We start from the raw sequence: 24,483 nt of genomic DNA, 5'->3' as shown, positions 1-24,483 counted from the left end.
TCACGTAAGCGGACGCAGCAGCGGCTGATCGTCGTCACGGCTTGAATGTGCGCCGCCACCGTCCGGGGCTGAGGCCGGCATGTTGCTTAAACGCTGCAGTGAGGTGGCTCTGGCTTGAGAAGCCGCAGAGTGTTGCAATCTCCGCCAATGTGAGGTCCGATCGTTCAAGGAGGCTCTTTGCCTTGCCCACACGCTGGCCAAGCAGCCATCGATGCGGCGATACGCCGGTCGAATGTCGAAAAGCGCGTGTGAAATGGGTCACCGATAGACCACACTCCCGTGCCAATTCGGAAAGCGACGCATCCATTGATTCGCTCATGATTTCCTTCGCCCGGTGTTCCTGCGATTGGCTAAGGCCCGCAGCGCGCGTAGCAGGGAATCGCGTGGTGCCGTAGCGTCCGAGCGCATGCGCACATGCTCCGTTCAGGATCTCGTCAAGCAGCAGTCCAGTCGTCGCGTGCGGCGTTCTCAATGACGCCAGGGCGGCTCGTGCAAGATGCCTCATCACGCTGTCGTCGCCGCCGATGCCGGGCTTGTGGATCAGCTCCGAGACCTTGCCGCAATCATTTTGGTCGGCGAAGGCATTGAGCGATACGAGCGGAAGATAGAAATGGACGACGTGCGAAGGACCGCGCACGAGTGCTCTGGGGTCCTGTCTCAGATCGAAGATATAGGTCTTGCCTGCATCCCAGGTCTCGACCGGGACAGGGCGGCCGTTGTACCAGCACTCGTGATCGACGATGTCCTTGAGAAAGACCGATGCGAGGAATGCGTCATCATATCCCAACGAGGTGCTCTGCTCGATCGGTTGGTCGAACCGCAATTCGGTGACCGCAAGGAGTCCGCGGCGCAAAGAACGGTGGACATGCGTCGGCGGCTCGGGCATGGCAAAACAGTCGGCAAACTCCGTGCCATATGCGCGAGCGCCTCTCGGCCTTTGTGGTCCAGGTGGATCGCTCATGCGCGCCTGCCGTTGGGTTGTGAGAGCGGGCTGTATTCTATCCGATGGACGCCGGCTTGAGAATGTCTTCCAGCCCGATGCGGCGGAGCAGTTCCGCGCGTGCGCGGTCGGCGAGGGCGTCGAGGGCTGCGGCTCCGTCGTCGTCCGGACCGAAATGAATTCGCAGCGGACGCTGTCCGAATGGCATATCGACGACTTTGGCTATGGCGGTTGCGACGTCCTGCGGAGTTCGATCCTCCGGCGAAAGCTGTGCAAGTCCCGAGAGGGCGATTTCGCTTACGTCGGCAGTCGGACCATCCGCATATTCCTCGGCGCGAAGGGTATCGGCTGGCCGACCGGAGCGAAGATAATGGCCGGGCCCGAGAGCACAGGGAACAACGATCGTTGTCTCAACGCCCCAACGCGCGAGCTCGCCGGCATAACCGACTGCGAGCGCGTCCATCGCCGCTTTTGACGAAGCGTAGGCGCCGAAGAAGGGGACGGAGCCGCCACGCGCACTGCTCGACGTGATCCATATTAGCAAGCCCTGACCTTGCTTACGCATCAGAGGCAATGCAGCGCGATTGAGGCGCTGTGCGTTCAGCACATTGGTATCGTATAGCTCGGCGAGCTGCTCCGGCGTAAAGGCCTCGGTGGGTCCGTAAACGACCTGCCGTGCATTATGCACGATGACGTCGAGGCGGCTGTTTTCCGCGATGATGGCTTCAATGGCGGAGTTCATAGAGGCTTCCGAGGAGACGTCGAACGCGATGGTGCGAAGACCGACGCCATCCTTGCCGGCCTCCGCTCCGGTCTCCTCAAGGGCGTGCGCATTGTAGCCAGCTGCTTCCCGCATCGAAACGTAGACCGTGTGGCCCGCCTGCGCCAGTTCCTTGCAGGCGCTTCGTCCGATGCGGTTTGCAGCTCCTGTGAAGATGATCACTTTGCTCATTCGATTCCCAATCGCATTCCAGCCTTCGCGAGAGTGGCAACATCGTTGCGACGCGGTCCATCGTCTGGTGATCGGCCGCTGCCCTTGCGAGAAGAGCATCTGAAATAGCTCCCGGCGCAGGGGCGGGTCTTTCGAGCCTGACCAGCCATTTTCAAAAAGCACGAAATATTTCCAGAACGCCCGAAGCGGGGGCGCATGAGCCTCCGGCCAAGGCTCGAACCGGGAAAGGTCCGGCAGATGCTGGCGTGCCTTCGCGAAATTGGCGGTGAGACTGAGAAGATCAGGGCCGTTGCGACCCGCTACAACGATCTTTCGAGAACAGGGCTGCGCGTATCCGGTCACCATGCGGTTCGCGCGCCACAAGGAGACCGAATGAATCTGCCAGGCAAGCTATCGCGATCGGGTTTTGGATCGCTCGTCATGATTGCATTAGTCCTCGGAGGTGGCGCCGCCGCGTTCGCATATACCGCAGGCTGGCTCTCGCCCGGGCGCCTGACACCGGAGCGGATGATCGCGGCGCTGACGCCCCCGAGCGGCGCGCCGCTCGGGCACCGGCGAAATCACGCGAAGGGAATCTGCTTCACCGGCATCTTCGAGGCGAACGGAAACGGCGTCGAGCTCTCGCAGGCCAAGGTCTTCGAGCGGGGCACCTATCCGGCTCTGGGGCGCTTCAATCTCGGCACCGCCGATCCGAACGCCGTGGATGCAACTATCCGCGTGCGCGGTTTGGGATTGCAGATTGCAGCGGCTGACGGCGAAGAATGGCGGATGGCGATGATCAATCCGCCGTTCTTTGCAGTTTCCACGCCGCAGGCGTTTCACGATCTGCTGATTGCATCCGGAAAGAAAGAACCGGAGGCGATGAAAAGTTTCATCCAGGCAAATCCGGAATTCGCCGCCTTTGCGGCCTGGGCCAAGACAGCGCCCTGGACCGCCAGCTATGCGGAGGAGCCTTACCACGGGCTCAACAGCTTTATCTTCACGGACGCGAGGGGCGGCGAGCATGCAGTTCGGTGGTCGCTGCTGCCGGCGGCACGGATCTTTCCGGTTTCGCAAGCCGAGCTGAAAACGCACGGTCCGGATTTTCTCGAGCACGAGATAACGGAGCGGGTCCGGACCGCCGGCCCGCAACGCTGGACCATGGTCACGACGGTTGCCGATCCCGGCGATCCGACGGCAGACCCGAGCAAGGCCTGGCCGGAGAACCGCCGCACGGTGCAGGTCGGGACGCTCATCGTGCAGCGGATCGAGCCGGAGCAGGATGGGCCTTGCCGCGACATCAACTTCGACCCGACCGTTCTGCCGCGGGGAATCCGGGTGTCGGACGATCCTTTCCCGGCCGCGCGCTCGTCGGTCTACCGCAAGTCCTACGATTTGCGTGCGGCCGAAGCCAGCGACTATCCGCGAACCGTGGCGGCCAAGCCATGAGCAACGCATCCCATCGTTTTGCCCCGATCCAGCGGTTGCTGCACTGGCTGATGGCGGCTTGCATCATTGCCATGCTCTTCATCGGCGTCGGCATGGTCTCCAGCGTGGCGCCGACATATCTGCCGCTCATCCTGATCCACAAGACGCTCGGCGTTACGCTTCTTGCTCTCGTCGTGATCAGGCTCGCGCTGCGACTCCATTACGGCGCGCCGCCGTTGCCGGCAGATCTGCCGCCGGCGATCAAGCTCGGAGCGCAATTGTCCCATCTGGCCCTGTATGGCTTCATGATCGTCATGCCGCTGCTGGGTCTCGGCATGCTCTGGGCTGCGGCTTATCCGGTTGTCCTGTATGGCAGGATCCACATTCCAGCGTTGCTGCCGCAGAGCGACCGCGTGCACACGCTGCTGTGGAATGCCCATCTCTATCTGGGCTTCGCATTCTTTGCCCTCGTGCTGCTGCATCTGGCGGCAGCGCTGTTCCACGCACTGATCCGCCGCGACGGCGTGTTCGGGGCAATCGCACTCTTTCCACTTCGGAACAGGACGACGCCGGCAGAATGAGCGCTTCGCGCGACCGCGAAACGCGCGGCTAACTTTTTTCAACCCCCAGCAAGGATGACGACAATGACCAAGGCAGACCTCCAGAGCCCGACGGATCTTGGGGCCAATGCGAACCGTGACGTTCCCGCCGCGCTGAGAGCGCTGCTGGCGGATGTCTTCGCGCTGTACATGAAGACCAAGAACTTTCACTGGCACGTGTCGGGCAGGCACTTCCGCGACTATCACCTGCTGCTCGACGAGCAGGCCGAGCAGATTTTTGCCATGACCGACGATATTGCCGAGCGGGCGCGCAAGATCGGCGGAACGACGCTGCGCTCGATCGGCCAGATCGCGCGCGAGCAGCGCATTCTCGACAACGACGCCGACTATGTCGATCCGCAGGACATGCTAGCCGAGTTGCGCAGCGACAACCAACAGTTGACACGGGAAATGCGCCGGGTCCACGAGCTCTGCGACGAATACGGCGACGTCGCGACTGCAAGCCTGCTGGAAAACTGGATCGACGAGACGGAGCGACGGATCTGGTTCCTGTACGAGACCGGCCGAGGCGGTTCTAGCTCGTAAATACCTGGTATGTCATGCGGCCGGAAAGCGCCGGCCGATCGTTGCGGCGGCGCGGAAGCGAGGGAGACCCTCGCTCCCGTGTATTGGTGGTTGATTGTCTTCGAATTGATCGGCCAGGCCGGCGCGCCGGGCCAGCATCGTGCGGATGAAACAATGTCGCTGCATCCGCGAAAGATGACTGGAAGAGATACCTATACACTTGACCGCATCCATGACCGGCAGGTCGGTCATACGTACAAGGATAACGCCATGACGGATATGTCGAACTCGAAGGCGTCGCTCGGAAGGGCCATTCACGCAATCGCCGGAAAGTGGGGCTGGTTCGTTGCGCTGGGGGGCGGTGAACTGATTCTTGGCGGCATTGCGTCGGCCAATCTGATGGCGGCGAGCCTCGCCTCCGTGCTCGTCATCGGCGTCACGATGGCAGTCGCCGGGATCTTCCAGATCGTGCATGCCTTTTCGGTGCACGGCCTGCGCGGCTTCCTGTGCTGGCTGCTCGCCGGGATCGTCTATGCCGCTGCCGGAGCCGTCATCCTCTACGATCCGCTATTGGCTTCGGTCTCGCTGTCGCTCGTAATGTGCGCTTTTCTGGTCGTCGCCGGGGTGACGCGGATCTGGGCAGGTTTCCATATGCGGCCGGCCGCGGGCTGGCGCTGGATCGTTGCCGCCGGCGTTGTGACGTTCTGCGTCGGGGTGATGCTGGTTGCGGTCTGGCCTGCTATTGGCCTGTGGCTGCTCGGTGCAATGCTGGTCGTCGATCTGGTCTTCCAAGGTTGGGGTTTCATTGCATTCGGGCTCGCGCTCCGGAGCCGGGCCTCGCGGCATTCGGCCGAGCCGGCGACGGTGTGAGCCATGACGACAGGTTCGACATTCACGCGGCACCGCGAGATCGCCTGGCGCGGCGGTCGCACGAAATCGACGTCACGGTTGATTGCCGAGGAGAGCGCCATCGCGCTCACGTACAACGGATCGACCCATGCGGTGATGATGGGGACGCCGGCCGATCTGGAGGATTTTGGCGTCGGCTTCAGCCTCACCGAAGGAATCATCGGCTGCGCAAGCGAGATCAGGAGCATCGAGCTGATCTCGAACGAGCTCGGCATGGAAGTGCGGATATGGCTCGATGGCGACCGTGCGGCGTCCCTTGCCTCGCGCCGCCGTGCTATCAGCGGGCCGGTGGGGTGCGGATTGTGTGGCATCGAAAGCCTCGAACAGGCACGTCGCGCGCCGTCGCGGGTCGAAGGGCGCGGCCTTGCCTTCCAGGCGCGAGACCTGCTGAACGCCATGCACGCATTGTCTCCTCTCCAGACTTTGAATCAGCACACGCGCTCCGTTCACGCGGCAGCCTTCTGGCATCCTCTCACCGCCATTACCCTGGTCAGGGAGGATGTCGGGCGTCACAATGCGCTCGACAAGCTCGCCGGTGCAATCGTCCGCGACGGCAACTCGGCCCGTGACGGCGCCGTGCTGCTGACGAGCCGTGTTTCGGTGGAGATGGTGCAGAAGGCCGCGATGATCGGCGCGCCGGTCATCGTCGCCGTTTCTGCGCCGACCGCGCTCGCAATCCGGACTGCGGATGAGGCGGGGATCACGCTGCTCGCCATCGCCCGCGATGACGGATACGGCGTCTTCACGCACCCGCGCCGCGTTCTGCTTCCTGACGAGGCCGCGCCGCGCGCCGGCTGCTGACCCTGCGGACCACCGAACATGGCGATGCAAGCTGCATCACCGGAGCCTTTGGCTGAGGTAGGCGTCGAGGTCTGCGCTCCGGAACGATCGCTGCTCGTTGCCTCTCTGCTGAGCATGTCGGGAGGTTTCCTCGACGCCTTTACCTGGCTGTCGCTCGGCGTCTTCGCGAGCTCGCAGACCGGCAACGTCGTCTTCCTCGGGCTCTATGGCCTGTCCGGGGAATGGCAGCGGGCGCTTCACCATCTCCTTCCGCTCGCGGCCTTCATCGTCGGGGCGGCGGTGGCGATCCGCACCCGGGCGGCGCTGCGCTGTCTCGTCGGAGAGATCGTCTGCCTGGCTGCGGCGATGCCGTTGCTCCATCGTGTTCCCAATGAGATCGTAATCCTTGTCATCTCGTTTGGCGTCGCGCTGCAATCGGCGAGTTTTAGAGAGGTCGGCCGCTGGAAGTATCTCTCGGTGGCCGTCACCGGAAACATGCTCCGCGCCATCGATCAGTTCGTTGCGGCGTCCGATCGCGATGCGGGGCGCGGCGCTGGAACCATGCTTGCGCTCTGCCTGATGTTCCTGCTCGGGGTCGCTGTCGGTGGTTGCGTAACGAAATGGCTGGGAACATGGAGCCTCGCTCTGCCGATCGCATCGTCGGCATGGGTTCTCTGGCTGTGCCGCAAGCGAAGCCATTCGCACTGACATCGCGCCCGTCGCACTGCAGGCCGAGGCTCCCACCATGCCATTCGGCAAAAGCACGTTCGTTCGCAGAAGCGTGCAAACCTTGCGCTACGTACACTTTCGATCGATGCGGCGAAGTGCTTCCGACATCAATCGCCATGAGAGGCAAGGATGAACGACCTCCGTAAAGAGAACGACAGCCTGGGTGGAGTGAACGTTCCCTCGGATAAGCTCTGGGGTACGGCCGCGGTTCTCAAGGCTGACGATATCCAGCGCCCGGCCGCACGCGCGCCAATGGCCGCGAATCGGGCGTAAGCGAACGGGAGATTGTCCGATGGATCCGACGGCACTCCTCCTGTCGCGGCTGCAATTCGCCTTCACCATCTCGTTCCACATCATTTTTCCAGCGTTCACGATCGGGCTTGCCGCGTGGCTCACCGTGCTGGAAGCGATGCACCAATACAGTGGCAAGCCCGTCTACCGGATCCTGTTCGGGTTCTGGCTGAAGATCTTCGGCGTGGCCTTCGGCATGGGCGTCGTGTCGGGCGTGGTGATGGCGTTTCAGTTCGGAACGAACTGGAGCGTGCTCTCGAAGATGTCGGGTCCGATCCAGGGCCCGCTTCTGTCCTACGAGACATTCACCGCCTTCATGCTGGAGGCGGGCTTCTTCGCCATCCTCATCTTCGGCCGGCCCCGGGTGCCTCCGTGGTTCTACCTGTTCTCAACCGCGATGGTCGCACTCGGAACGACGCTTTCGGCGTTCTGGATCATGGTCAACAACAGCTGGATGCAGGTGCCGACCGGCTACGTCCTGCAAAACGGCCAGTTCGTACCGAACGATTGGGCGCGGATCATCTTCAACCGGGTGGTCTGGGTCCGGTTTCCGCACATGCTGCTTGCGTCCTATCTGACGGGCGCATTCTGTGTGGCCGCAACCGGCGCGTGGTACCTGCTGCGGCGGACCTATCGCGCTGAGGCCCATGTCATGCTGCGGATGGGCCTTGCGCTTGCGGCGATGCTGCTGCCGGTCCAGCTCTTCATCGGGCATCTCGTCGGCGACTATGTTCACGACTACCAGCCGGCCAAGTTCGCCGCGATCGAGGCCCGCTGGCATGACGAGCAGCCAGCTTCGGAGGTGCTGATCGCAATTCCCGATTCGAGCACTGAGTCGAACAAATACGCGATATCGATTCCCGTGCTCGGGAGCATCATCGGCAGCATGAGCCTGACGTCGAGGGAGGTCGGCCTCACCAGCTTCGCGCCGCAGGACCGGCCGCCGGTGGCGATCCCGTTCTTTGCTTTCCGCATCATGGTCGGCTGTGGCTTCGTGATGTTGGGGCTGGCCTGGCTCGGGACGTATCTCGGCCTCAAGCACCGGCTCGATCGGAGCCGCCTCCTGCTGTGGGGCATCTTCCTCAGCTTCCCGCTCCCGTGGATTGCCATTCTCACCGGCTGGTACACCGCGGAGGTCGGCCGCCAGCCATGGACCATCTACGGCGTATTGCGCACAGCGGACGCTGTGACGCCGTTCCTGACCGCGTCGGCGGCGACGGCTTCCCTGATCCTGTTCGTCGCGGTCTACGCCTTCATCTTCTCGTTCGGAACGTACTACATCTATGGGCTGCTGCGTGCCGGCCCAGCGGGATTGGGCGGCAAGCCGCTCCACGTTCCCGTGCCCAATCGGCCGATATCGCTCGCCGATCAGGTGTCGGGCGCGCGCGGCTATCTCGAGGCAGGAGAATTGCCATGGTGACGTACTGGGTTGCCCTCCTTGCCATCAGCATCCTGATCTATCTCCTCCTCGATGGGTTCGATCTCGGCGTCGGCATGCTGTTCGGTGCGGCCGGCAGCGAGGCGAAGCGGGATGCCATGCTGAGCACGGTCGCTCCGGTCTGGGACGGCAATGAGACCTGGCTGATCGTCACGGGCGTGATCATGTGGGGCTCGTTCCCCCTGGTCTACGCCATGGTGATGTCGGCCTTCTATATCCCTGTCGTCGTGATGCTGCTTGGACTGATCCTGCGCGGCGTCGCGTTAGAGTTTCGCGGGAAGGCGCGCCGTTCGCGCTGGATCTGGGACGTCAGCTTCGTCGCTGGCTCGTTTGCCGCCAGCTTCATGCAGGGCGCGATGGTCGGCGCTCTCGTCGAAGGACTTCAGTTCTCTAACGGCGATTATACCGGCGGAACGCTCGGCTGGCTGACCGCCTTTTCCACCCTGTGCGGGATCGGGCTCTGCTTCGGCTATGCACTGCTCGGTGCCTGCTGGCTGGTACGGAAGTGCGATGGTCCCGTTCGGGATGACGCACGGCGCCGGATCCCGCCGCTGGCGATCGGCGTCCTGGTGTTCCTGGTCATCGTCTTTGCCTATGCGCTTGCCGAACATCTTCCGATTCTGCAGCGCTGGACCGACCGGCCCTATCTGCTCGTGTTTCCCGTAGTCGGCGCCGGTGCGGCCGCGATGCTGGCCAAGAGCATCCTGCGGCACGATGACTATTGGCCATTCCATATGGTCGCGTTGATCTTCGTGGCGGCCTTCGCCACGCTCGCTCTGTCGTTCTGGCCCTACATGATTCCGTTCGTCGTCACGATCGACGAAGCCGCGGCGCCTCATGCAAGTCTCGCATTCATGTTCTGGGGCGCCGGCCTGTTCGTATTCCCGCTGATGCTGCTCTATGTCGCCGTCGGCTATCGCGTCTTCCGCGGCAAGGCGGTCCCTGCGGACGATCACTACTGACGGCTGCACGGCGCGAACCGCGGACAAAAAAGAAAGGCGCCGGTTTCGGCGCCTTTCTCGTTCTGGCCCTATATGGCCTTGCTTCAGGATTTGGGCACGACGCCCGGGCTGTTGTCCGGCCATTGGGCGATCAGTTTTTCGTCGATGCTGAGATGCTGGGCGACCAACCTGGGGGGCGTGTGCGTCAGCCAGTTGGACAGCGACACCTCCTCGTAGCGGGGCGCGCGAAACACACCGACGAACTGCAGCTCGGTGTCGCCGACATTCTCGACATAGTGGCCGAGATTGCGCCGGACATAGCCGATATCGCCGGCTGAGAAATCCGTCGTCCGCGCGTTGGGGCCGGTGTCGAACACCGTCATGCGCGCCTTGCCTTTGATGTAGTACTGCCACTCGTCGGCGTTCGGATGCCAGTGGAGCTCCCGGACTGCTCCCGGCGGCATCGTCACCAGCGCCGCGGCAACCGTGGTGGCCACCTTGAAATTGCTGCTGTCGGCGACGCGAATGCTTCCGGCGGAACTCTCCTTGACCGGCGTCGAGCTGCCGAGCGAATGGATAAACGGATAGGGCGGTGCCTCCGCATGCTTGGCGATTGCGGCTCGATCGGCAGCGAGATCTCCGGGCACTGTGCCCTGGAAAATCCAAAGATTGTTCAGCGGGATATTCACGAACGTGTCAGCCGGCACACCAAAGTTCTTTGCCAGCACCTCGGGCGGCGTATGGGCGAGCCAATCCGTCACGAGCAGCGTGTTGAACTCATTGGCGTGGCCGTCGTCGAAACAGATTACGAATTCGCAGCCATCGGGACCCAAACCCTGCAACGAATGCGGGGCGCCCGGCGGGAAATACCAGAGGTCGCCGGCTTTGAGATCGCCGACATAGGGGCGCCCCTGCGTGTCGAGCACGGTAATGCGGCAAGAGCCGTAAGTCATGATCGCCCATTCGGCAGCCTGGTGCCAATGCAGCTCGCGGATGCCGCCGGCGGACAGTCGCATGTTGACGCCGGAGATTTCTTTCGAGATGGCGAAGTCCTCGACGGTGACCTGACGCGCCCAGCCACCATTCTGGATGCGTCGCGGCGCATTGTTGAACGAAGCCCAATTCATCGGCAGCCCGCCAACGTCCGTCGCCGGCGGTGTTTGTGCGGAAGGGAACTGGCTGGCTAATTCAGGATTCTGCGGGCCGGGATCGGTCAGACTTCCGGGACTCTTGGCGTTGACGGCGCCTTGCGGCGGCTCGTCCGGATTGCCGAAGGTTGCTGCCTGTGCGCTGGAGCCGACCATGGCGGCGCCTGCCGCGGACATGGCCAGCAAGTCACGTCTTGAAAACATCTTGGGTCGCTCCTGAAAATTGTCGAAAGCCGTCATAGCGACGGGGCTCCAGCCGACAAACTTAGTTTCCGGTTGCCATTCGAGCTTCCGCGAACGGCGCTCTTTTTGCTGGAAAGCATGGCTGCTGCGGCCGGCCGGCCGGACGGGTCGGAACGTGTGCAATTGCGAAATTGGGCTTCGTTTTGAAAAGACGGCTCTGTCCGCGCGATCCTTAACTGGTCCGGAAAATTGCCATACCGAGAGATATCGAGATGACCACGAAATCGGTTCGTCCCTATCGTGAACCGGCCGGCGGCTGGGGCGCACTCAAGGCGCTCAGCAAGGCGCTCTTGGTGCAGCGGGCGCCGCTGAAGGGCGCGGTGACGCTCAGCCGGATGAATCAGCCGGAGGGCTTTGATTGCCCCGGCTGTGCCTGGCCCGATCCGAAGCACACCTCGTCATTCGAATTTTGCGAGAACGGAGGCAAGGCGATCGCCTGGGAGACGACATCGAAGCGCTGCACACCCGAGTTTTTTGCCGAGCACACCGTGACCGAGCTCGCGAGCTGGAACGATTACGATCTCGAAATGGTCGGGCGGCTCACGCATCCGGTGGCCTATGATGCCGCATCCGACCGCTATCTCCCGGTGGAGTGGAGCGAAGCGTTCGACATGATCGGTCGTGAGCTCAGGGCGTTGCCGGACCCGAACATGGCGGAGTTCTACACGTCCGGGCGGACCTCAAACGAAGCCGCCTTCCTCTATCAGCTCTTCGTGCGCGAATACGGCACCAACAATTTCCCCGACTGCTCGAACATGTGCCACGAGGCGACCAGCGTCGGCCTGCCGTACTCGCTCGGCGTCGGCAAGGGCACCGTGCTGCTGGAGGATTTCGACAAGGCCGATTGCATCTTCATCTTCGGCCAGAATCCGGGCACCAACAGCCCGCGGATGATGACCAGCCTGCGCAATGCAGTCCGCCGCGGTGCCTCCATTATCTCGTTCAACCCGTTTCGTGAGAGGGCGCTCGAGCGTTTCCAGGCGCCGCAGAGCCCGGTCGAGATGATCACGCTGTCGTCGACGACGATCAGCTCAAAACTGTTCCAGGTGCGGGTCGGCGGCGACGTCGCCGTCCTCAAGGGAATCATGAAGATTCTGGTGGAAGCCGACGAGGCGGCTCGTGCCGTCGAGCAGCCCGAGATCCTGGACTGGGATTTCATTCGCGGTCACACCGTTGGCGTCGAGGCGCTGATCGACGATCTCAAGCGCACCCAATGGCCTGATATCGAACGTCAGTCCGGCCTGACGCGCGAGGACATGGAATATGCGGCTTGCGCCTATATGAAGGCCGAGCGCGCCATCCTCGTCTATGGCATGGGCATCACCCAGCACTGGCGCGGCGCGAACAACGTCCAGCAGATCGCCAATCTCGCGCTGTTGCGTGGCAATGTCGGGCGCGAAGGCGCTGGCGTCTGCCCGGTTCGCGGTCATTCCAACGTGCAAGGCGATCGGACCGTGGGGATCACTGAAGTTCCCAAGGCAGACTTCCTCGAGCGCCTCGAGCAGCGTTTCGGGTTCAAGCCTCCGGCTGCGCCGGGGCACAACGTGGTGACGGCGCTGGAGGCCATGATCCGCGGCGAGGTGAGGGCGTTCTTCGCGATGGGCGGCAATTTTGCCGCGGCCATTCCGGACTGGCAAGCGACCCAAGCGGCGCTTGGAAAGCTCGATCTGACCGTCCATGTCTCGACCAAGCTCAACCGCAGCCACCTGATCCACGGCCGCGGCGCCCTGATACTGCCGTGCCTCGGGCGCACCGAGATCGATGTGCAGGAATCGGGGCCGCAGTCGGTCACGGTGGAGGATTCGATGTCGATGGTGCATGCGTCCGGTGGGCGCAACAAGCCGGCGTCGGAGCATCTGCTCAGCGAAGTCGCGATCATCGCCGGCGTCGCCAAGGCGACGCTGGGCGAGCGCACGGTGGTGGACTGGGACGGCTTCGTCGGCGATTACGACCTCATTCGTGATGCGATCGAGGCGGTGTTCCCGATCTTCCAGGGCTACAATGCCCGCATCCGCGTCCCCGGCGGTTTCCATCTCGCCTCGACCGCACGCGAGCGCATCTGGGCGACGCCGTCAGGCAAGGCGAACTTCCTGGTCTATCCGGGTTGCGGCGAGGACCCGCCGCAGAGCGATCCCGATTTCCTCTGGCTCACAACCATACGCAGCCACGACCAGTACAACACCACGCTCTACTCGATGTCCGACCGCTATCGCGGCGTGTTCGGTCAGCGCGACGTGATCTTTCTCAATGAGTACGAGCTGAGGAAGCGCGGGCTCACCGACGGCGACCGGGTCGACCTGGTAACCGTTTCGACCGATGGTGCCGAGCGGATCGTGCGCAATTTCCGCGTCGTAGCCTATTCCTTCCCGACCGGCTGCTGCGCCGCGTACTACCCGGAGACCAATCCGTTGGTCCCGCTCTATGCCCGCGACCCCCTCAGCTTCACGCCGTCATACAAGGGCGTCCCGGTCCGCCTGGTGCGCTCGGCCGTTCCCGCGGAATAGCGGCAGCGCTGGAAAGGTCGCAGTCACGTATCGGCGTGAAGGTCGCAGCGCGGCAAAACCGCCGGGACGGCGATCGGCAGCGTGAACCAGAAGCGGGCGCCGCCATTTGCACCATGACCTTCGGCGCCGATCCGGCCGCCATGCGCTTCGACGATCGACCGACAGATCGGCAGTCCCATGCCCATCCCGCTGTCCTTGGTCGTGAAAAAGCTTTCGAACAGCCGATCGACATGTTCGGCGGCGATGCCGGGGCCATTGTCCTCCACGGAGCAGCACAACGTGGGCGCGTCCTGCGTGACTGTGCTGATGACGATCCTGCGATCGTCATCTCCGGCTTGCGTCATCGCCTGCACCGCGTTGATGGCCAAGTTGACGATCACCTGCTGGAGCTGGGTGCGGTCACCAAGCACCTGCGGCGCGCGCGGATCGGGCCGGTGCAGGATGGTCACGCTGCGAGATTCCATCTCGTGTCGAAGGAAGAGGAGTGCTTCGCGAATGATCTCGTCAAACGACAGGGATGCCTGCTCGGGGACTTTCCGGGACGCCATCCCGTGAACACGCGCCACGATGTTCGCAGCTCGTTGGGTATCCACGACGATGTTCTCGATGGTCTTGCGGATCTCGACGACATCAGGGGTAGGTCTGTTCAGCCACCGCAGCCCGGCGGCGCCGTTCGTGGCAATAGCGGCCAGGGGCTGGTTGACTTCGTGGGCGATCGATGCGGTGAGTTCACCCAGCATCGAGACCCGCGCGGCATGTGCGAACTCGGCCTGTACCTGCCGGAGTCTCTCCTGCGCGCGAACACGCTGGGAGATGTCGATGGTGCCGACCAGGCTGATTTCGAGGTCATTGATGGGGCCGACCCGAGCCGTCGTGAAGAGAACGTCGACCACGCGACCGTCCCACGTGACCATCTGGGTCTCTTCCTCGAAGTTCGTCTCGCCGCGATAACGGGACTCCATGGCCCGCCGGAACGTATCGGGACGCTCCTTCCAGGTCTCAGCCATGGAACGTCCGACATAGCCGTCGACGCCTCCGCCGAACATCTGGATGGCCCGTTCGTTGGCCTCCTGAAACGAGAGCGCGTCCATGCAGGTCCTGAGGAATTCGGGATGGCTGTCGAAATAGGGGCCGAGGTCCTTGACGCCTTCGGCGCGCAGTTTCCGGAACAGCGCGACCAGCCCGCTGGCGTCGAGCTGCCGAAGTGCGATCGGCATCCGGCTGAACAGATGGCGGTAGCGCTGCTCGCTCCGCTCCAGTTCCGCGGTGGCCTTCTTCTGAGCGGTAATATCCATGACCGCGCCGATGAACTGAAATCGTCCCTGTTCGTCTGTCGTTCCACGCGCGACCACGCGAATGTGCCTGATCGAACCGTCGGTCAGAATCAGCCGGTGCTCATGGGAAAAGTCGTCCCCCTCGTTCGCAGCCCGACCGAGCGCTTCGCGTACAACGTCGAGATCGTCGGGATGCGTGCGTTTCAGGGCGACATCGAGCGACGGAGGTAACGTCGGGGCGAGATCGAAGATCCTGAATGTCTCGTCCGACCATGACAGTTCTCCGCTCGCGACGTTCCAGCCGAAGCTACCCGTGTTGCTGAGCTGCTGGGCCTCGGCAAGATAGGCGGCCTGAATTTTCCGCAATGCGTCTTCGCGGCGCAACTGACTGACGAGGTTCACGATCACGAGCGAAGTGACGAGAAAGGCGGCCAGAGCGACGATGTCCTGAAGGTCAGTCGCTGCAAATGAATGGACGGGTTCGACGAACAGGAACACCAGCCAGCCAACTGCGACCGCTGAAAGGATCGCCGACGTCAGGAAACCGGCCAGCCGCGACAACAGGACGATGATGATCAGATGGGCGAAAGCGCTGGTGGTGAAGTTGAGCCCGAGCATGAAGTAGGCAAACGATAAGAAGCTCAGCCCGACACTTCCCAGGAGAAAAAGAGCAGCTTGGGCGGGGAAGCGATCCTTGCGGCGGTCCACTTGAACAGGCAACCAGCGAAGCCACCATCGCTTGGATCGTGCCGCGGGTGAGCCATCCAGGCGTTCGGTCGTCGCGGCCGGCCGCTGACACTCGATCGTCATGAAGCATACCGCAGCTGGTCCGGCCACGACGCTCGGCAGATCATCGCTATGCGTCGGGCCATAGCAGACGTCTTCCTTTGTGCGAGTCGGGGCCGGGCCAGCAGATTGAAGGGGTCCAAGAGATACTCGCTGAGCATGAAACTAATTCCCGAGCCGGAGTGTCCGGACACAAGACGCAGACGGTGTACCGCGTCGCGGAAAATCGGTCTTTTGCTTTCCTGCCGGATTTTTGTCAAAACGAACGACGTCACCTTGCGGGCTGGGAGCAGAGTGTCGCGGCTTCACCTCCCGGTCTCGGTGCGGCAAGGCGTTTGCAACCTTGGGCCATCGCGGCAGCGGGATCCGTGACGCCGAATCGCTTCTCGAACTCGGCGACGATCGCAACGCCGTGCCGGTGGTGCCGTCGCCGACCTTGCGGTTCCTGTCCCAGGCCTCGACCTCCAAGACAATGCTCTTGGCCTCGATCCCGCAGCCGTCTCCATATGCAGGATCATCATGGGCGTGCCGTAGACGGCGGGCATTCCGGCACCACATGGCCGACCGTCATGTCGGCCGCGACGGTTACCAGCTTCTCCGCGTCAAGCCGGCGGTCACCTTGTCAAGCGGACTCATGGCTTAATCCCGCATCTGCTTCGGTCGTGGAGGGTTTGGCTGTCTCGACCACGTGCTGCTTCCGCCCTGTCAGCCAGTTCCCGAGCCGGTCGAGATAGAGATAGACGACGGGCGTCGTGTAGAGCGTCAGGACCTGCGATAGCATCAGGCCGCCGACGATGGTGTAGCCGAGCGGCTGGCGCAGCTCCGCGCCGGTGCCGGAACCGATCATCAGCGGCACGCCGCCCAGGAGCGCAGCCATCGTCGTCATCAGGATCGGGCGGAAGCGCAGCGTGCAGGCCTGGTAGATCGCCTCTTCCGGGCTGAGTCCGTGCTGGCGCTCCACCTCGAGGGCGAAATCGACCAGCATGATGCCGTTCTTTTTGACGATGCCGATCAGCAGGATGATGCCGATGATGGCGATGACGCTGAGATCCATGTGGACCGCCAGCAGCAGCAACAACGCGCCGATGCCGGCCGAAGGCAGCGTTGACAGGATCGTGATCGGATGGATCAGGCTTTCATAGAGCACGCCGAGGATGATGTAGATCACGATTAGCGCGGCCCCGATCAGCAACGGCGTGCCTGACAGGGAGGATTGGAACGCCTGCGCATTGCCCTGGAACGCGGTCGACAGCGAGGCGGGCTTGCCGGTGCTCTTCTCGATGGTCTGGATCGCCTTCACCGCATCGCCCAGCGCCACGCCGGGCTTCAGGTTGAACGAGATCGTCACCGAGGGAAACAGGCTCTGGTGGTTGATCAGGATGGGCGCGGGTTTGATGACGCTATGCACCAGCGTGCTCAAGGGGACCTGCTGGCCGCTCGCTGAGTTCAGGTAAATGTCCTTGAGCGCTTCGGGGCCGTACTGAAAGCGCGGATCGACCTCCATCACGACATGGTACTGGTTCAGCGAGGTGAATATCGTGGAGACGATGCGCTGGCCGAATGCGTCGTCCAGGGCATTGTCGATCGTCGTGGGCAGGATGCCGAAACTCGATGCGACCTCGCGATTGACGGTGACCTCCAGCCTCGGGCCGGCATTGGCCTGGTCGCTTGCAACGTCGGTGATGAGGTCGAGCGCGCGGAGCCTCGCCAGGAAGATCGCCGACCAATTGGTGAGCTCGTTGGAATCGGCATCCGTCAGCGTGTACTGATATTGCGTCTTCGACAGGCGGGCGCCGATGGTGATGTCCTGAGCGGCCTGCATGTAAAGCTTGATTCCCTGGATATGGGCGAGGCGGGGTCCCAGCCGCGCGATGATCTGATCTGCGCTGGCCTTGCGCTCGGGCTTCGGCTTCAGGACGATGAAGATGCGTCCCTGGTTGAGCGTCGCGGTCGGGCCGCCTGGGCCGATATAGCTCGCTACGGACTGCACCGCCGGATCCTTCGAAAGGATGTCGACGATCGCCTGCTGGCGCTCGGACATGGCGGGGAAGGAGATGTCCTGCGCGGCCTCGGTGATGCCGACGATCTGCCCGGTGTCCTGTTGCGGGAAAAAGCCTTTCGGAATGATCACGTACAGATAGCCCGTCAGCGCGATGGTCGAGAGCATCACGATCAGCGTCACGAAACGATGACGCAGCACGACTCGCAGGCCTCTCGCATAAAGCGCGAGCAGGGCATCGAAGCCACGTTCGAAGGCGAGATAAAGCCGGCCATGTTTCTTCCGCGAATCGTCCTTCAGGAGGCGCGCACACATCATTGGTGTCAGCGTGAGTGAGATGACCAGCGACAGCAGCAGCGAGGCGGTGATCGTAATGGCGAATTCCTGGAACAGCTTGCCGACATAGCCGCCCATCAGGAACAGCGGGATGAACACCGCGATCAACGACAGGGTGATGGAAACGATCGTGAAGCCGATTTCGCTGGAGCCCTTGAGTGCGGCCTCCATCGGCGTCATGCCCTGCTCGAGATGGCGCACGATGTTTTCGATGACGACGACGGCATCGTCAACCACGAAACCCACCGCGATCGACAGCGCCATCAACGAGAGATTGTCCAGGCTGTAACCGAGCACGTAGAGGACCGCGAAGGTGCCGACCAGCGACAGGGGAACCGTGATCGCAGGAATGATGGTGGCCCAGAAATTCCGCAAGAACAGGAATATGACCATCACCACCAGTGCGACCGTCAGCATCAGGGTGAATTGAACGTCGGAGACTGCGGCGCGGATGGTGGCGGTCCGGTCCGCGGCGATCGTCACTTTGATCGCCGGCGGAACGGAGGCCTGCAGTTGCGGCAGTAGCTTCTTGATGCGGTCGACGGTCTCGATCACGTTGGCGCCGGGAACGCGCTGGACCGCCAGAATGACGGCGGGGTCCTTGCCGTACCAGCCGGCCAAGAGGTCGTTCTCGGGCCCATCGATCGCCGTGCCGATGTCCCGTATCCGCACCGGGGAACCGTTGCGATACGCGATGATGAGGTCTTCATAGGCGGACGGCTTGAGCAACTGATCGTTGGTGTTCAGCGTATAGGTCACCCGCGGGCTGTTGAGCGTGCCCTTGGGGAGATCCACGTTCGCGCCGGCTATCACGGTGCGGACGTCTTCGAGGCCGATGCCGCGGGCGGCAAGCGCCTGCGGATTGACGCGAACACGGATCGCGGGTTTCTGCTGGCCGCCGATGCCGACAAGGCCCACGCCCGGCACCTGCGAAATCTTCGGCAGCAGGATGTTCTCCGCATAGGCATCGACTGTGGTCAGCGGTAGCGAGTCCGATGTCAGCGCGATCAGCATGATCGGCGTCTCCGCCGGATTCACCTTCCGGATTGTCGGCGGGTAGGGGATGTTTGGCGGCAGGAACGGGCTCGCGGCGTTGATCGCAGCCAGCACGTCCACCGCCGCGCTGTCCACCGTGCGCGACAGCTCGAATTGCACCGTGAGCTGGGCCACGCCCAGCGCACTGGACGAGGTGAGCTGGATGACGCCGGGAATTTGGCTGAGCTGCTGCTCCAGCGGCGTCGCCAGCGACGAGGCGATCGTTCCCGGGTCTGCGCCGGGCAGTTGTGCGGAAATCTGGATAGTCGGGTAGTTGACGTTCGGCAACGCGCCGACCGGCAGTAGCGGATAGGCAGCAAGGCCGCACAGCAGCAGGCCCGCCATCAGCAGAGCGGTTGCGATTGGCCGCAGGATGAAGGGCGCGGAAATGTTCATGGGATCGCGTCCTGCACGGCGCTCTGCAGGTCGGCTTCACGCGCGGCCTTGCCGTGCAGCTCGCGAACACGGCTACCCTCCGTGAGCCGGTACTGGCCGTCGATCACGACAACGTCACCTGATTTCAATCCCTGGTCGATCAGGGCCTGGCCATCGCTAATCTGTACGACGTGAACGGGACGGAAGGCGGCCGTCTGGCCGTCGGTCAGGACATAGACATAGCTGCCGTTCGGTCCCTGCTGCACGGCAGAGCCGGCGACAGTGATCGCGCCCTTCTGAATCTTGAGCAGCAGGCGCGCGTTCACCAGCTGGCCGGGCCACAGCCGGTGCTCACGGTTCGGGAAAACCGCCTTGAGCTGCACAGTGCCGGTCGTTCCTGCGATCTCGTTGTTGACCAGCAGCAGCGTTCCTTCGTCGAGCTTGGTCTTGTTGTCCTGGCTGTAGGCGATGACCTTCAGCTCGCCCTTTGCGGCATGCTGCTGGATCACGGGCAGATCCGTCTGCGGCAGGGTGAACAGCAGCGAGATCGGCTCGATCTGGGTGACGACGACGAGACCGTTCGGATCGGTCGGATGAATGACGTTGCCGACATCGATCTGGCGAACGCCGGTGATGCCGGGAATGGCCGAGGTCAGGCGAGTATAGCTGAGTTGGACGTTGGCTTCATCGATCTGCGCCTGGTCCGCCTTCACGGCGGCCTTGAGCTGCGCCACCTGGGCGGTCTGCGTCTCGATCAGTTGCGGTGTCGCATAGCCCTTGGCGCCAAGCTGGTTGTAGCGGGAAAGATTGGCTTCGGCATTGGCGAGCTGCGCCTGGTCCCTGTCGCGATTGGCCGTCAGCTGCTCAATCTGTGCCTCGTAGGGACGTGGATCGATCTGCGCGAGCAGGTCGCCAGCCTTGACGGTCTGTCCCTCGGTGAAGGCGATCTTGACGATCTGTCCCTGAATTTGGCTGCGCACGACGTCGGTGTTGTAGGCGATCACCGTGCCGATGCCGCGCAGATAGATGGGAACGTCCTTGCCGATGACACTGGCGGCGACCACCGGCACAGCGGTGGGGAGGGGGGCGGCCACTACGGCCGGCTTCCGGTCGGGGCCGAAGAACCAGAGGCCTGCGCCGGCCAGGATCGCGACAAGAGCAACGAACGCAATGGTAAGGTTCCGCTTCACGGTGATGATCCTTCTTGATCTCAGGGATTGCCGGAGCCGTCGATCGAAGTCGTGCTGCCCATGGACGTGGGGCCGGGCACCGGCACGGACGGGCTGATTCCGGCGCCGCCGATCTCGGCGGAGCCCAGCGGAATCCCGACGCGCCCGACCGTCGACGTCGAGGGCAGGGATGAGACGGAGGCAGCTGCGGTGCTGCTGGCGCAATTGGCCGATGAGGTGCTGGAGAGCCCGCCACCATCGAACAATGCCCCGGAGGATGAAGCACTGCCGGACCCGGCGCATTGCGTCGTGCTTTGCGCAGGATTGACCGGAGAGATGCCGGGCGTTGCGATCTCGGTCGATCCCAACGGAATGCCCACGGGCCGCGAGGCTTGCGGATTGAGCGGCGACGTCGCAAGCATGCCGGCAGGCGGCTGCATTCCCGGCACCGTTATTTGGGCGACGGCCGTGGCCGGGATCAGCCACAGCATGGCTGCCGCCAGCATCACACCGTTGTTTGCTGAATACTGCTTTCGCATGGGACGAGCCTCCGGCTGATTGCGAACAATAGAAAGGTGCGCGAGCTTGGGTATTTCCAGAACGCACGTCCCGCTCCCCGGCTGCACGACGGCGAGGAGGATTCGGCGCGTCGCAAACTGCATCCGTTTCGCGCGACCAGGATGACGCGTCGCCTCGGCATCGATCTTGAGGTTGCGCACGCTATCTCAGGATGGCCCGCGCGCGTGCGATCTCCCGGCTGCACGCGGCGATGTCACCGGTACGACTGGCGGTGCGCGCGCGATCGAGCGAATCGAGCGCGTCGGTGAGATCGAGGCCGTTGCTACCTTCTGCTTCAGCGAGCGAGCGCGGCGTCGGTTGATGGCCGCGCAACGCGTTGAGGCTCTCCGGCTTCCAGCCGTGGGAGCCTGCGTCCTTCTCTATGGCCAGATCGAGCTGGCCCTGGGTTTGCGCGATGTCATCCGTGCAGGTTCCGGCATGCGCAGGCAGTGTTGCGCCTAGCAGAATGAAGAAAGCGATCCCGCATTTTGCGATGGATGTCATTGTTCGGTCCTATGCTTGGATTTCGAGCGACGTCAGGAACTTTGTCGTGAATGCCAGGGTGCGAATCGATCGTCTTTCACGTACGAACGCCGGCCGTTCACGCTTGCGAGAGATCAAGTCCATGAATGTCAGTGTGCATGACGTGGTCCCTTCCTCTTAAGATGCATCTCTCAACCACGCCGCGCGCGACTGGCGATCGTCCCGACGTGCGAAGTGGCAAGGGCAGTTGCGTTGTCGAAATACACCAGCAAGCCTCGAAACTAGTGTCGCTGCATTCCAACCCGGAGTGATCCCGACATGAAACACCTCAACGCTGGCCTCGCCTTTGCCGCCGCTCTCTCCCTGTTTTCGACCGTTGCTCCCGCCCGTGCAGAACCCCTGAAGAATATCGTCCTGGTGCACGGCGCCTGGGTGGATGGGTCCGGCTGGAAGCCGGTCTATGAGATCCTGATGAAGGAGGGATTCCGCGTCACCATGGTGCAGGAGCCCGAGACCTCGTTCGCCGACGACGTCACAGCGGCGAAGCGCATTCTCGATCTTCAGGACGGCCCGACGCTTCTCGTCGGCCACAGTTACGGCGGCTCGATCATCACCGAGGCCGGCGTTCATCCCAACGTCGTCGGCCTCGTCTATGTCGCCGCGCACGCGCCCGACGTCGGAGAGGACGAATCGGCGCTGGGCAAAAAGACGCCGAGCGTGCTCGGAAAGACCGAAGGCGTCATCAAGGTGACGCCCGACAAGTTCACCTATCTCGATCCCGTGCAATTCCCGAAACTGTTCGCGCCGGATCTGCCGCGTGAGCGGGCCGAGTTCGCCGCGCGCTCGCAGGTTCCGGCCGCAACCCAGGTGTTCAGCACGCCACTGACGGCGGCGGCATGGAAGACCAAGCCGAGCTGGGGCATCGTCGCCGGCAATGACCAGATCATCAACCCGGATCTGGAGCGTTGGTACTACGAGCGCGCCAAGAGCCAGACCACCGTGATCCCGGGCGCCAGCCACTCGGTCTACGAGTCGCATCCGAAGGAGGTTGCGGCGGTCATCACCCACGCTGCGCGTAGCATCCCGCAGCCGGCCACGCGCTGACCACGTTTCCGCCGGTCCTGACGCACGAGCAGCGGAAGGAAGGACGGCGGGGGTGACAGCACTCCCGCCGGCCGGACTGGAGAATTCCCATGAACATGATCGAGACGACCAGCGCTGCCCTGAGCGGGCAGGTGACGACGGTGAAGCGGTCCGGACTGAGCCGCGATTTCCCGTCCGGCAATCCGGATCTGATGTGGCTCGCGAATTCGCCGCGCGAGCTCTACGGGGCGGTGCTCAAGCCCCATTCCGACCGTGCCGATCCGGGATCGCTCTGGAGCGGAGCCAACGCCACAAAGGTGCAGAGGTCATGACGACATGGGAGAACAACCGCTCCGCGCGTGATGCCCGCATCGCGGCGGGAGCCAGTCTTGCCAACGGCAAGGTCGTCGAAACGCAAGACGTCACACGTCTGCTGGAGGCCGTGCTCCGGCCGGGCGATCGGGTTTGCCTGGAGGGCGACAACCAGAAGCAGGCCGATCTCTTGAGCCGCGCGCTGCTGGCGATCGATGTCTCCAAGGTCAACGATCTGCACATGGTACAGTCGGGTGTCGTTTTGCCCGAACACCTGGACCTGTTCGATCGGGGCGTTGCGAAGCGGCTGGACTATGCCTATTCCGGGCCGCAGTCGGCACGCATTGCGCGCATGCTGTTCGGCGGCAAGATCGAGCTGGGCGCGGTTCACACCTATCTCGAACTGTTCGCTCGCTACTTCATTGATCTCACGCCGAATGTCGCGCTGATTGCAGCCGTCAGCGCCGATCGCGACGGAAATCTCTACACCGGCCCGAACACCGAGGACACCCCGACCGTGGTCGAGGCGACGGCGTTCAAGGATGGCGTCGTCATCGCCCAGGTCAACGAGATCGTCGAGACCGTGCCGCGGGTGGATATCCCGGCGGACCGTGTCCACTTCATCGTCAGGGCCGACAAGCCGTTCTTCGTCGAGCCGCTGTTCACGCGCGATCCGGCTGCCATCACGGAAGGCCAAATCCTGACGGCGATGCTCGCGATCAAGGGTGTCTATGCACCTTACGGCGTGCAGCGGCTCAATCACGGCATCGGCTTCAGCACGGCGGCGATCGAGCTTCTGCTGCCGACATTCGGCGAGCGGCTCGGGTTGAAGGGCAGGATTGCGACCCACTTCGCGCTGAATCCGCATCCCGCGCTCATTCCCGCCATCGAGTCCGGCTGGGTGCGGCAGATTCACTCGTTCGGCTCGGAGGTCGGCATGGATGACTACATCCGCGCCAGATCCGACGTCTACTTCACCGGTCCCGACGGCTCGTTGCGCTCCAACCGCGCCTTCTGTCAGACCGCCGGGCTCTATGCCTGCGATATGTTCATCGGCTCCACCTTGCAGATCGACCTGCAAGGAAATTCGTCGACCGTCACCACCTCGCGCATTGCAGGCTTCGGCGGCGCCCCGAACATGGGAGCCGACGCGCGCGGGCGGCGTCATCCGAGCGAGCCCTGGCTGAGGGCCGGAGCGGAGGCAGATCCGGACGGCTCGGCACTGATGCGACGTGGCCGCAAGCTGGTCGTGCAGATCGGCGAGACATTCGGCGACAAGAACGTACCGCTGTTCGTCGAGAAGCTCGATGCGATCGAGCTCGCCGAGAAGCTGAAGCTCGATCTCGCGCCGGTCATGATCTATGGCGACGACGTCACGCACGTCGTCACCGAAGAGGGCGTCGCAAACCTCTTGCTGTGCCGCACCGCGCAGGAGCGCGAACAGGCCATTCGTGGCGTTGCCGGCTACACCGATGTCGGCCGTCGGCGGGACCACGGCATGGTCTCGCGCCTGCGCGAGCGCGGCGTGATCCGCCGGCCGGAGGATCTCGGCATCAATCCGCTCGACGCGGATCGCAGCCTGCTGGCGGCGCGCTCGATCAAGGATCTCGTGCGCTGGTCGGGCGGCTTGTACGCACCCCCGTCGAAATTCAGAAATTGGTGAGGAC

General features: G+C 63.1%; 20 protein-coding genes. 12 read left to right on the top strand and 8 right to left on the bottom strand.

Annotation, left to right across the window (positions count from 1 at the left end; all coding sequences use genetic code 11):
- Positions 1–34: 34 nt before the first annotated feature.
- On the bottom strand, positions 35–961 hold the full coding sequence (locus tag IVA88_RS22015) for an AraC family transcriptional regulator (protein WP_247499263.1): 927 nt from the start codon (positions 959–961) through the stop codon (positions 35–37).
- Positions 962–998: 37 nt separating this feature from the next.
- Positions 999–1,892 (bottom strand): SDR family NAD(P)-dependent oxidoreductase, encoded by an 894-nt coding sequence (locus IVA88_RS22010; protein ID WP_247499262.1) that lies wholly within the window; start codon positions 1,890–1,892, stop codon positions 999–1,001.
- 372 nt (positions 1,893–2,264) lie between these two features.
- Here IVA88_RS22010 and IVA88_RS22005 point away from each other — a divergent pair, with 372 nt between their 5' ends.
- From IVA88_RS22005 to cydB, 8 genes are all read left to right on the top strand, one after another.
- Positions 2,265–3,320, top strand: a complete 1,056-nt coding sequence (locus IVA88_RS22005) for a catalase family peroxidase (RefSeq protein WP_247500386.1) — start codon at positions 2,265–2,267, stop codon at positions 3,318–3,320.
- On the top strand, positions 3,317–3,880 hold the full coding sequence (locus IVA88_RS22000; protein WP_247499261.1) for a cytochrome b/b6 domain-containing protein: 564 nt from the start codon (positions 3,317–3,319) through the stop codon (positions 3,878–3,880). Before IVA88_RS22005 ends, IVA88_RS22000 begins: the two co-directional genes overlap by 4 nt.
- Before the next feature lie 63 nt (positions 3,881–3,943).
- Positions 3,944–4,444 carry a DNA starvation/stationary phase protection protein gene (locus tag IVA88_RS21995; protein WP_247499260.1) on the top strand — a complete coding sequence of 167 codons (501 nt, stop codon included), beginning with the start codon at positions 3,944–3,946 and terminating at the stop codon, positions 4,442–4,444.
- Positions 4,445–4,693: 249 nt separating this feature from the next.
- The gene (locus tag IVA88_RS21990; RefSeq protein ID WP_247499259.1) at positions 4,694–5,293 is read left to right on the top strand and encodes an HdeD family acid-resistance protein; all 600 of its coding nucleotides are present in this window, start codon (positions 4,694–4,696) and stop codon (positions 5,291–5,293) included.
- A 3-nt stretch (positions 5,294–5,296) separates the two neighbouring features.
- On the top strand, positions 5,297–6,133 hold the full coding sequence (gene fdhD, locus IVA88_RS21985) for a formate dehydrogenase accessory sulfurtransferase FdhD (protein ID WP_247499258.1): 837 nt from the start codon (positions 5,297–5,299) through the stop codon (positions 6,131–6,133).
- A gap of 18 nt (positions 6,134–6,151) precedes the next feature.
- Entirely contained in the window at positions 6,152–6,820 is a 669-nt protein-coding gene (locus IVA88_RS21980; protein WP_247499257.1) for a YoaK family protein, read from the top strand.
- Between the two features lie 313 nt (positions 6,821–7,133).
- On the top strand, positions 7,134–8,552 hold the full coding sequence (locus tag IVA88_RS21975) for a cytochrome ubiquinol oxidase subunit I (protein WP_247499256.1): 1,419 nt from the start codon (positions 7,134–7,136) through the stop codon (positions 8,550–8,552).
- Positions 8,546–9,532, top strand: a complete 987-nt coding sequence (gene cydB / locus IVA88_RS21970) for a cytochrome d ubiquinol oxidase subunit II (protein WP_247499255.1) — start codon at positions 8,546–8,548, stop codon at positions 9,530–9,532. The genes IVA88_RS21975 and cydB overlap by 7 nt, the downstream gene beginning before the upstream one ends.
- 83 nt (positions 9,533–9,615) lie before the next feature.
- On the opposite strand, the gene IVA88_RS21965 is transcribed toward cydB, so the two are convergent.
- The gene (locus tag IVA88_RS21965) at positions 9,616–10,863 is read right to left on the bottom strand and encodes an oxalate decarboxylase family bicupin (protein ID WP_247500385.1); all 1,248 of its coding nucleotides are present in this window, start codon (positions 10,861–10,863) and stop codon (positions 9,616–9,618) included.
- A 251-nt stretch (positions 10,864–11,114) separates the two neighbouring features.
- Between IVA88_RS21965 and IVA88_RS21960 the strand changes: the two genes are divergently transcribed.
- Entirely contained in the window at positions 11,115–13,406 is a 2,292-nt protein-coding gene (locus IVA88_RS21960; RefSeq protein WP_247499254.1) for an FdhF/YdeP family oxidoreductase, read from the top strand.
- Between the two features lie 23 nt (positions 13,407–13,429).
- Here the strand turns inward: IVA88_RS21960 and IVA88_RS21955 are convergent, their stop codons facing one another.
- From IVA88_RS21955 to IVA88_RS21930, 5 genes are all read right to left on the bottom strand, one after another.
- On the bottom strand, positions 13,430–15,490 hold the full coding sequence (locus tag IVA88_RS21955; RefSeq protein WP_247499253.1) for an ATP-binding protein: 2,061 nt from the start codon (positions 15,488–15,490) through the stop codon (positions 13,430–13,432).
- A 598-nt stretch (positions 15,491–16,088) separates the two neighbouring features.
- On the bottom strand, positions 16,089–19,232 hold the full coding sequence (locus tag IVA88_RS21945) for an efflux RND transporter permease subunit (protein WP_247499252.1): 3,144 nt from the start codon (positions 19,230–19,232) through the stop codon (positions 16,089–16,091).
- Positions 19,229–20,401, bottom strand: a complete 1,173-nt coding sequence (locus IVA88_RS21940; RefSeq protein ID WP_247499251.1) for an efflux RND transporter periplasmic adaptor subunit — start codon at positions 20,399–20,401, stop codon at positions 19,229–19,231. The genes IVA88_RS21945 and IVA88_RS21940 overlap by 4 nt, the downstream gene beginning before the upstream one ends.
- A gap of 20 nt (positions 20,402–20,421) precedes the next feature.
- On the bottom strand, positions 20,422–21,099 hold the full coding sequence (locus IVA88_RS21935) for a hypothetical protein (protein ID WP_247499250.1): 678 nt from the start codon (positions 21,097–21,099) through the stop codon (positions 20,422–20,424).
- A gap of 1 nt (position 21,100) precedes the next feature.
- Complete coding sequence (locus tag IVA88_RS21930) at positions 21,101–21,442, bottom strand: hypothetical protein (RefSeq protein ID WP_247499249.1); 342 nt, start codon at positions 21,440–21,442, stop codon at positions 21,101–21,103.
- A gap of 297 nt (positions 21,443–21,739) precedes the next feature.
- On the opposite strand from IVA88_RS21930, the gene IVA88_RS21925 reads away from it, so the two are divergent.
- From IVA88_RS21925 to mdcA, 3 genes are all read left to right on the top strand, one after another.
- A complete protein-coding gene (locus IVA88_RS21925) occupies positions 21,740–22,525 on the top strand; it encodes an alpha/beta hydrolase (protein WP_247499248.1) in 786 nt (261 codons plus the stop codon).
- A gap of 89 nt (positions 22,526–22,614) precedes the next feature.
- Positions 22,615–22,836 carry a hypothetical protein gene (locus IVA88_RS21920; protein ID WP_247499247.1) on the top strand — a complete coding sequence of 74 codons (222 nt, stop codon included), beginning with the start codon at positions 22,615–22,617 and terminating at the stop codon, positions 22,834–22,836.
- On the top strand, positions 22,833–24,479 hold the full coding sequence (gene mdcA, locus IVA88_RS21915; RefSeq protein WP_247499246.1) for a malonate decarboxylase subunit alpha: 1,647 nt from the start codon (positions 22,833–22,835) through the stop codon (positions 24,477–24,479). The genes IVA88_RS21920 and mdcA overlap by 4 nt, the downstream gene beginning before the upstream one ends.
- The last annotated feature ends 4 nt before the right edge of the window (positions 24,480–24,483 follow it).

This window comes from Bradyrhizobium sp. 149, assembly GCF_023073915.1.
Taxonomy (GTDB): domain Bacteria; phylum Pseudomonadota; class Alphaproteobacteria; order Rhizobiales; family Xanthobacteraceae; genus Bradyrhizobium.
This window is presented reverse-complemented; position numbering and strand designations above follow the sequence as displayed.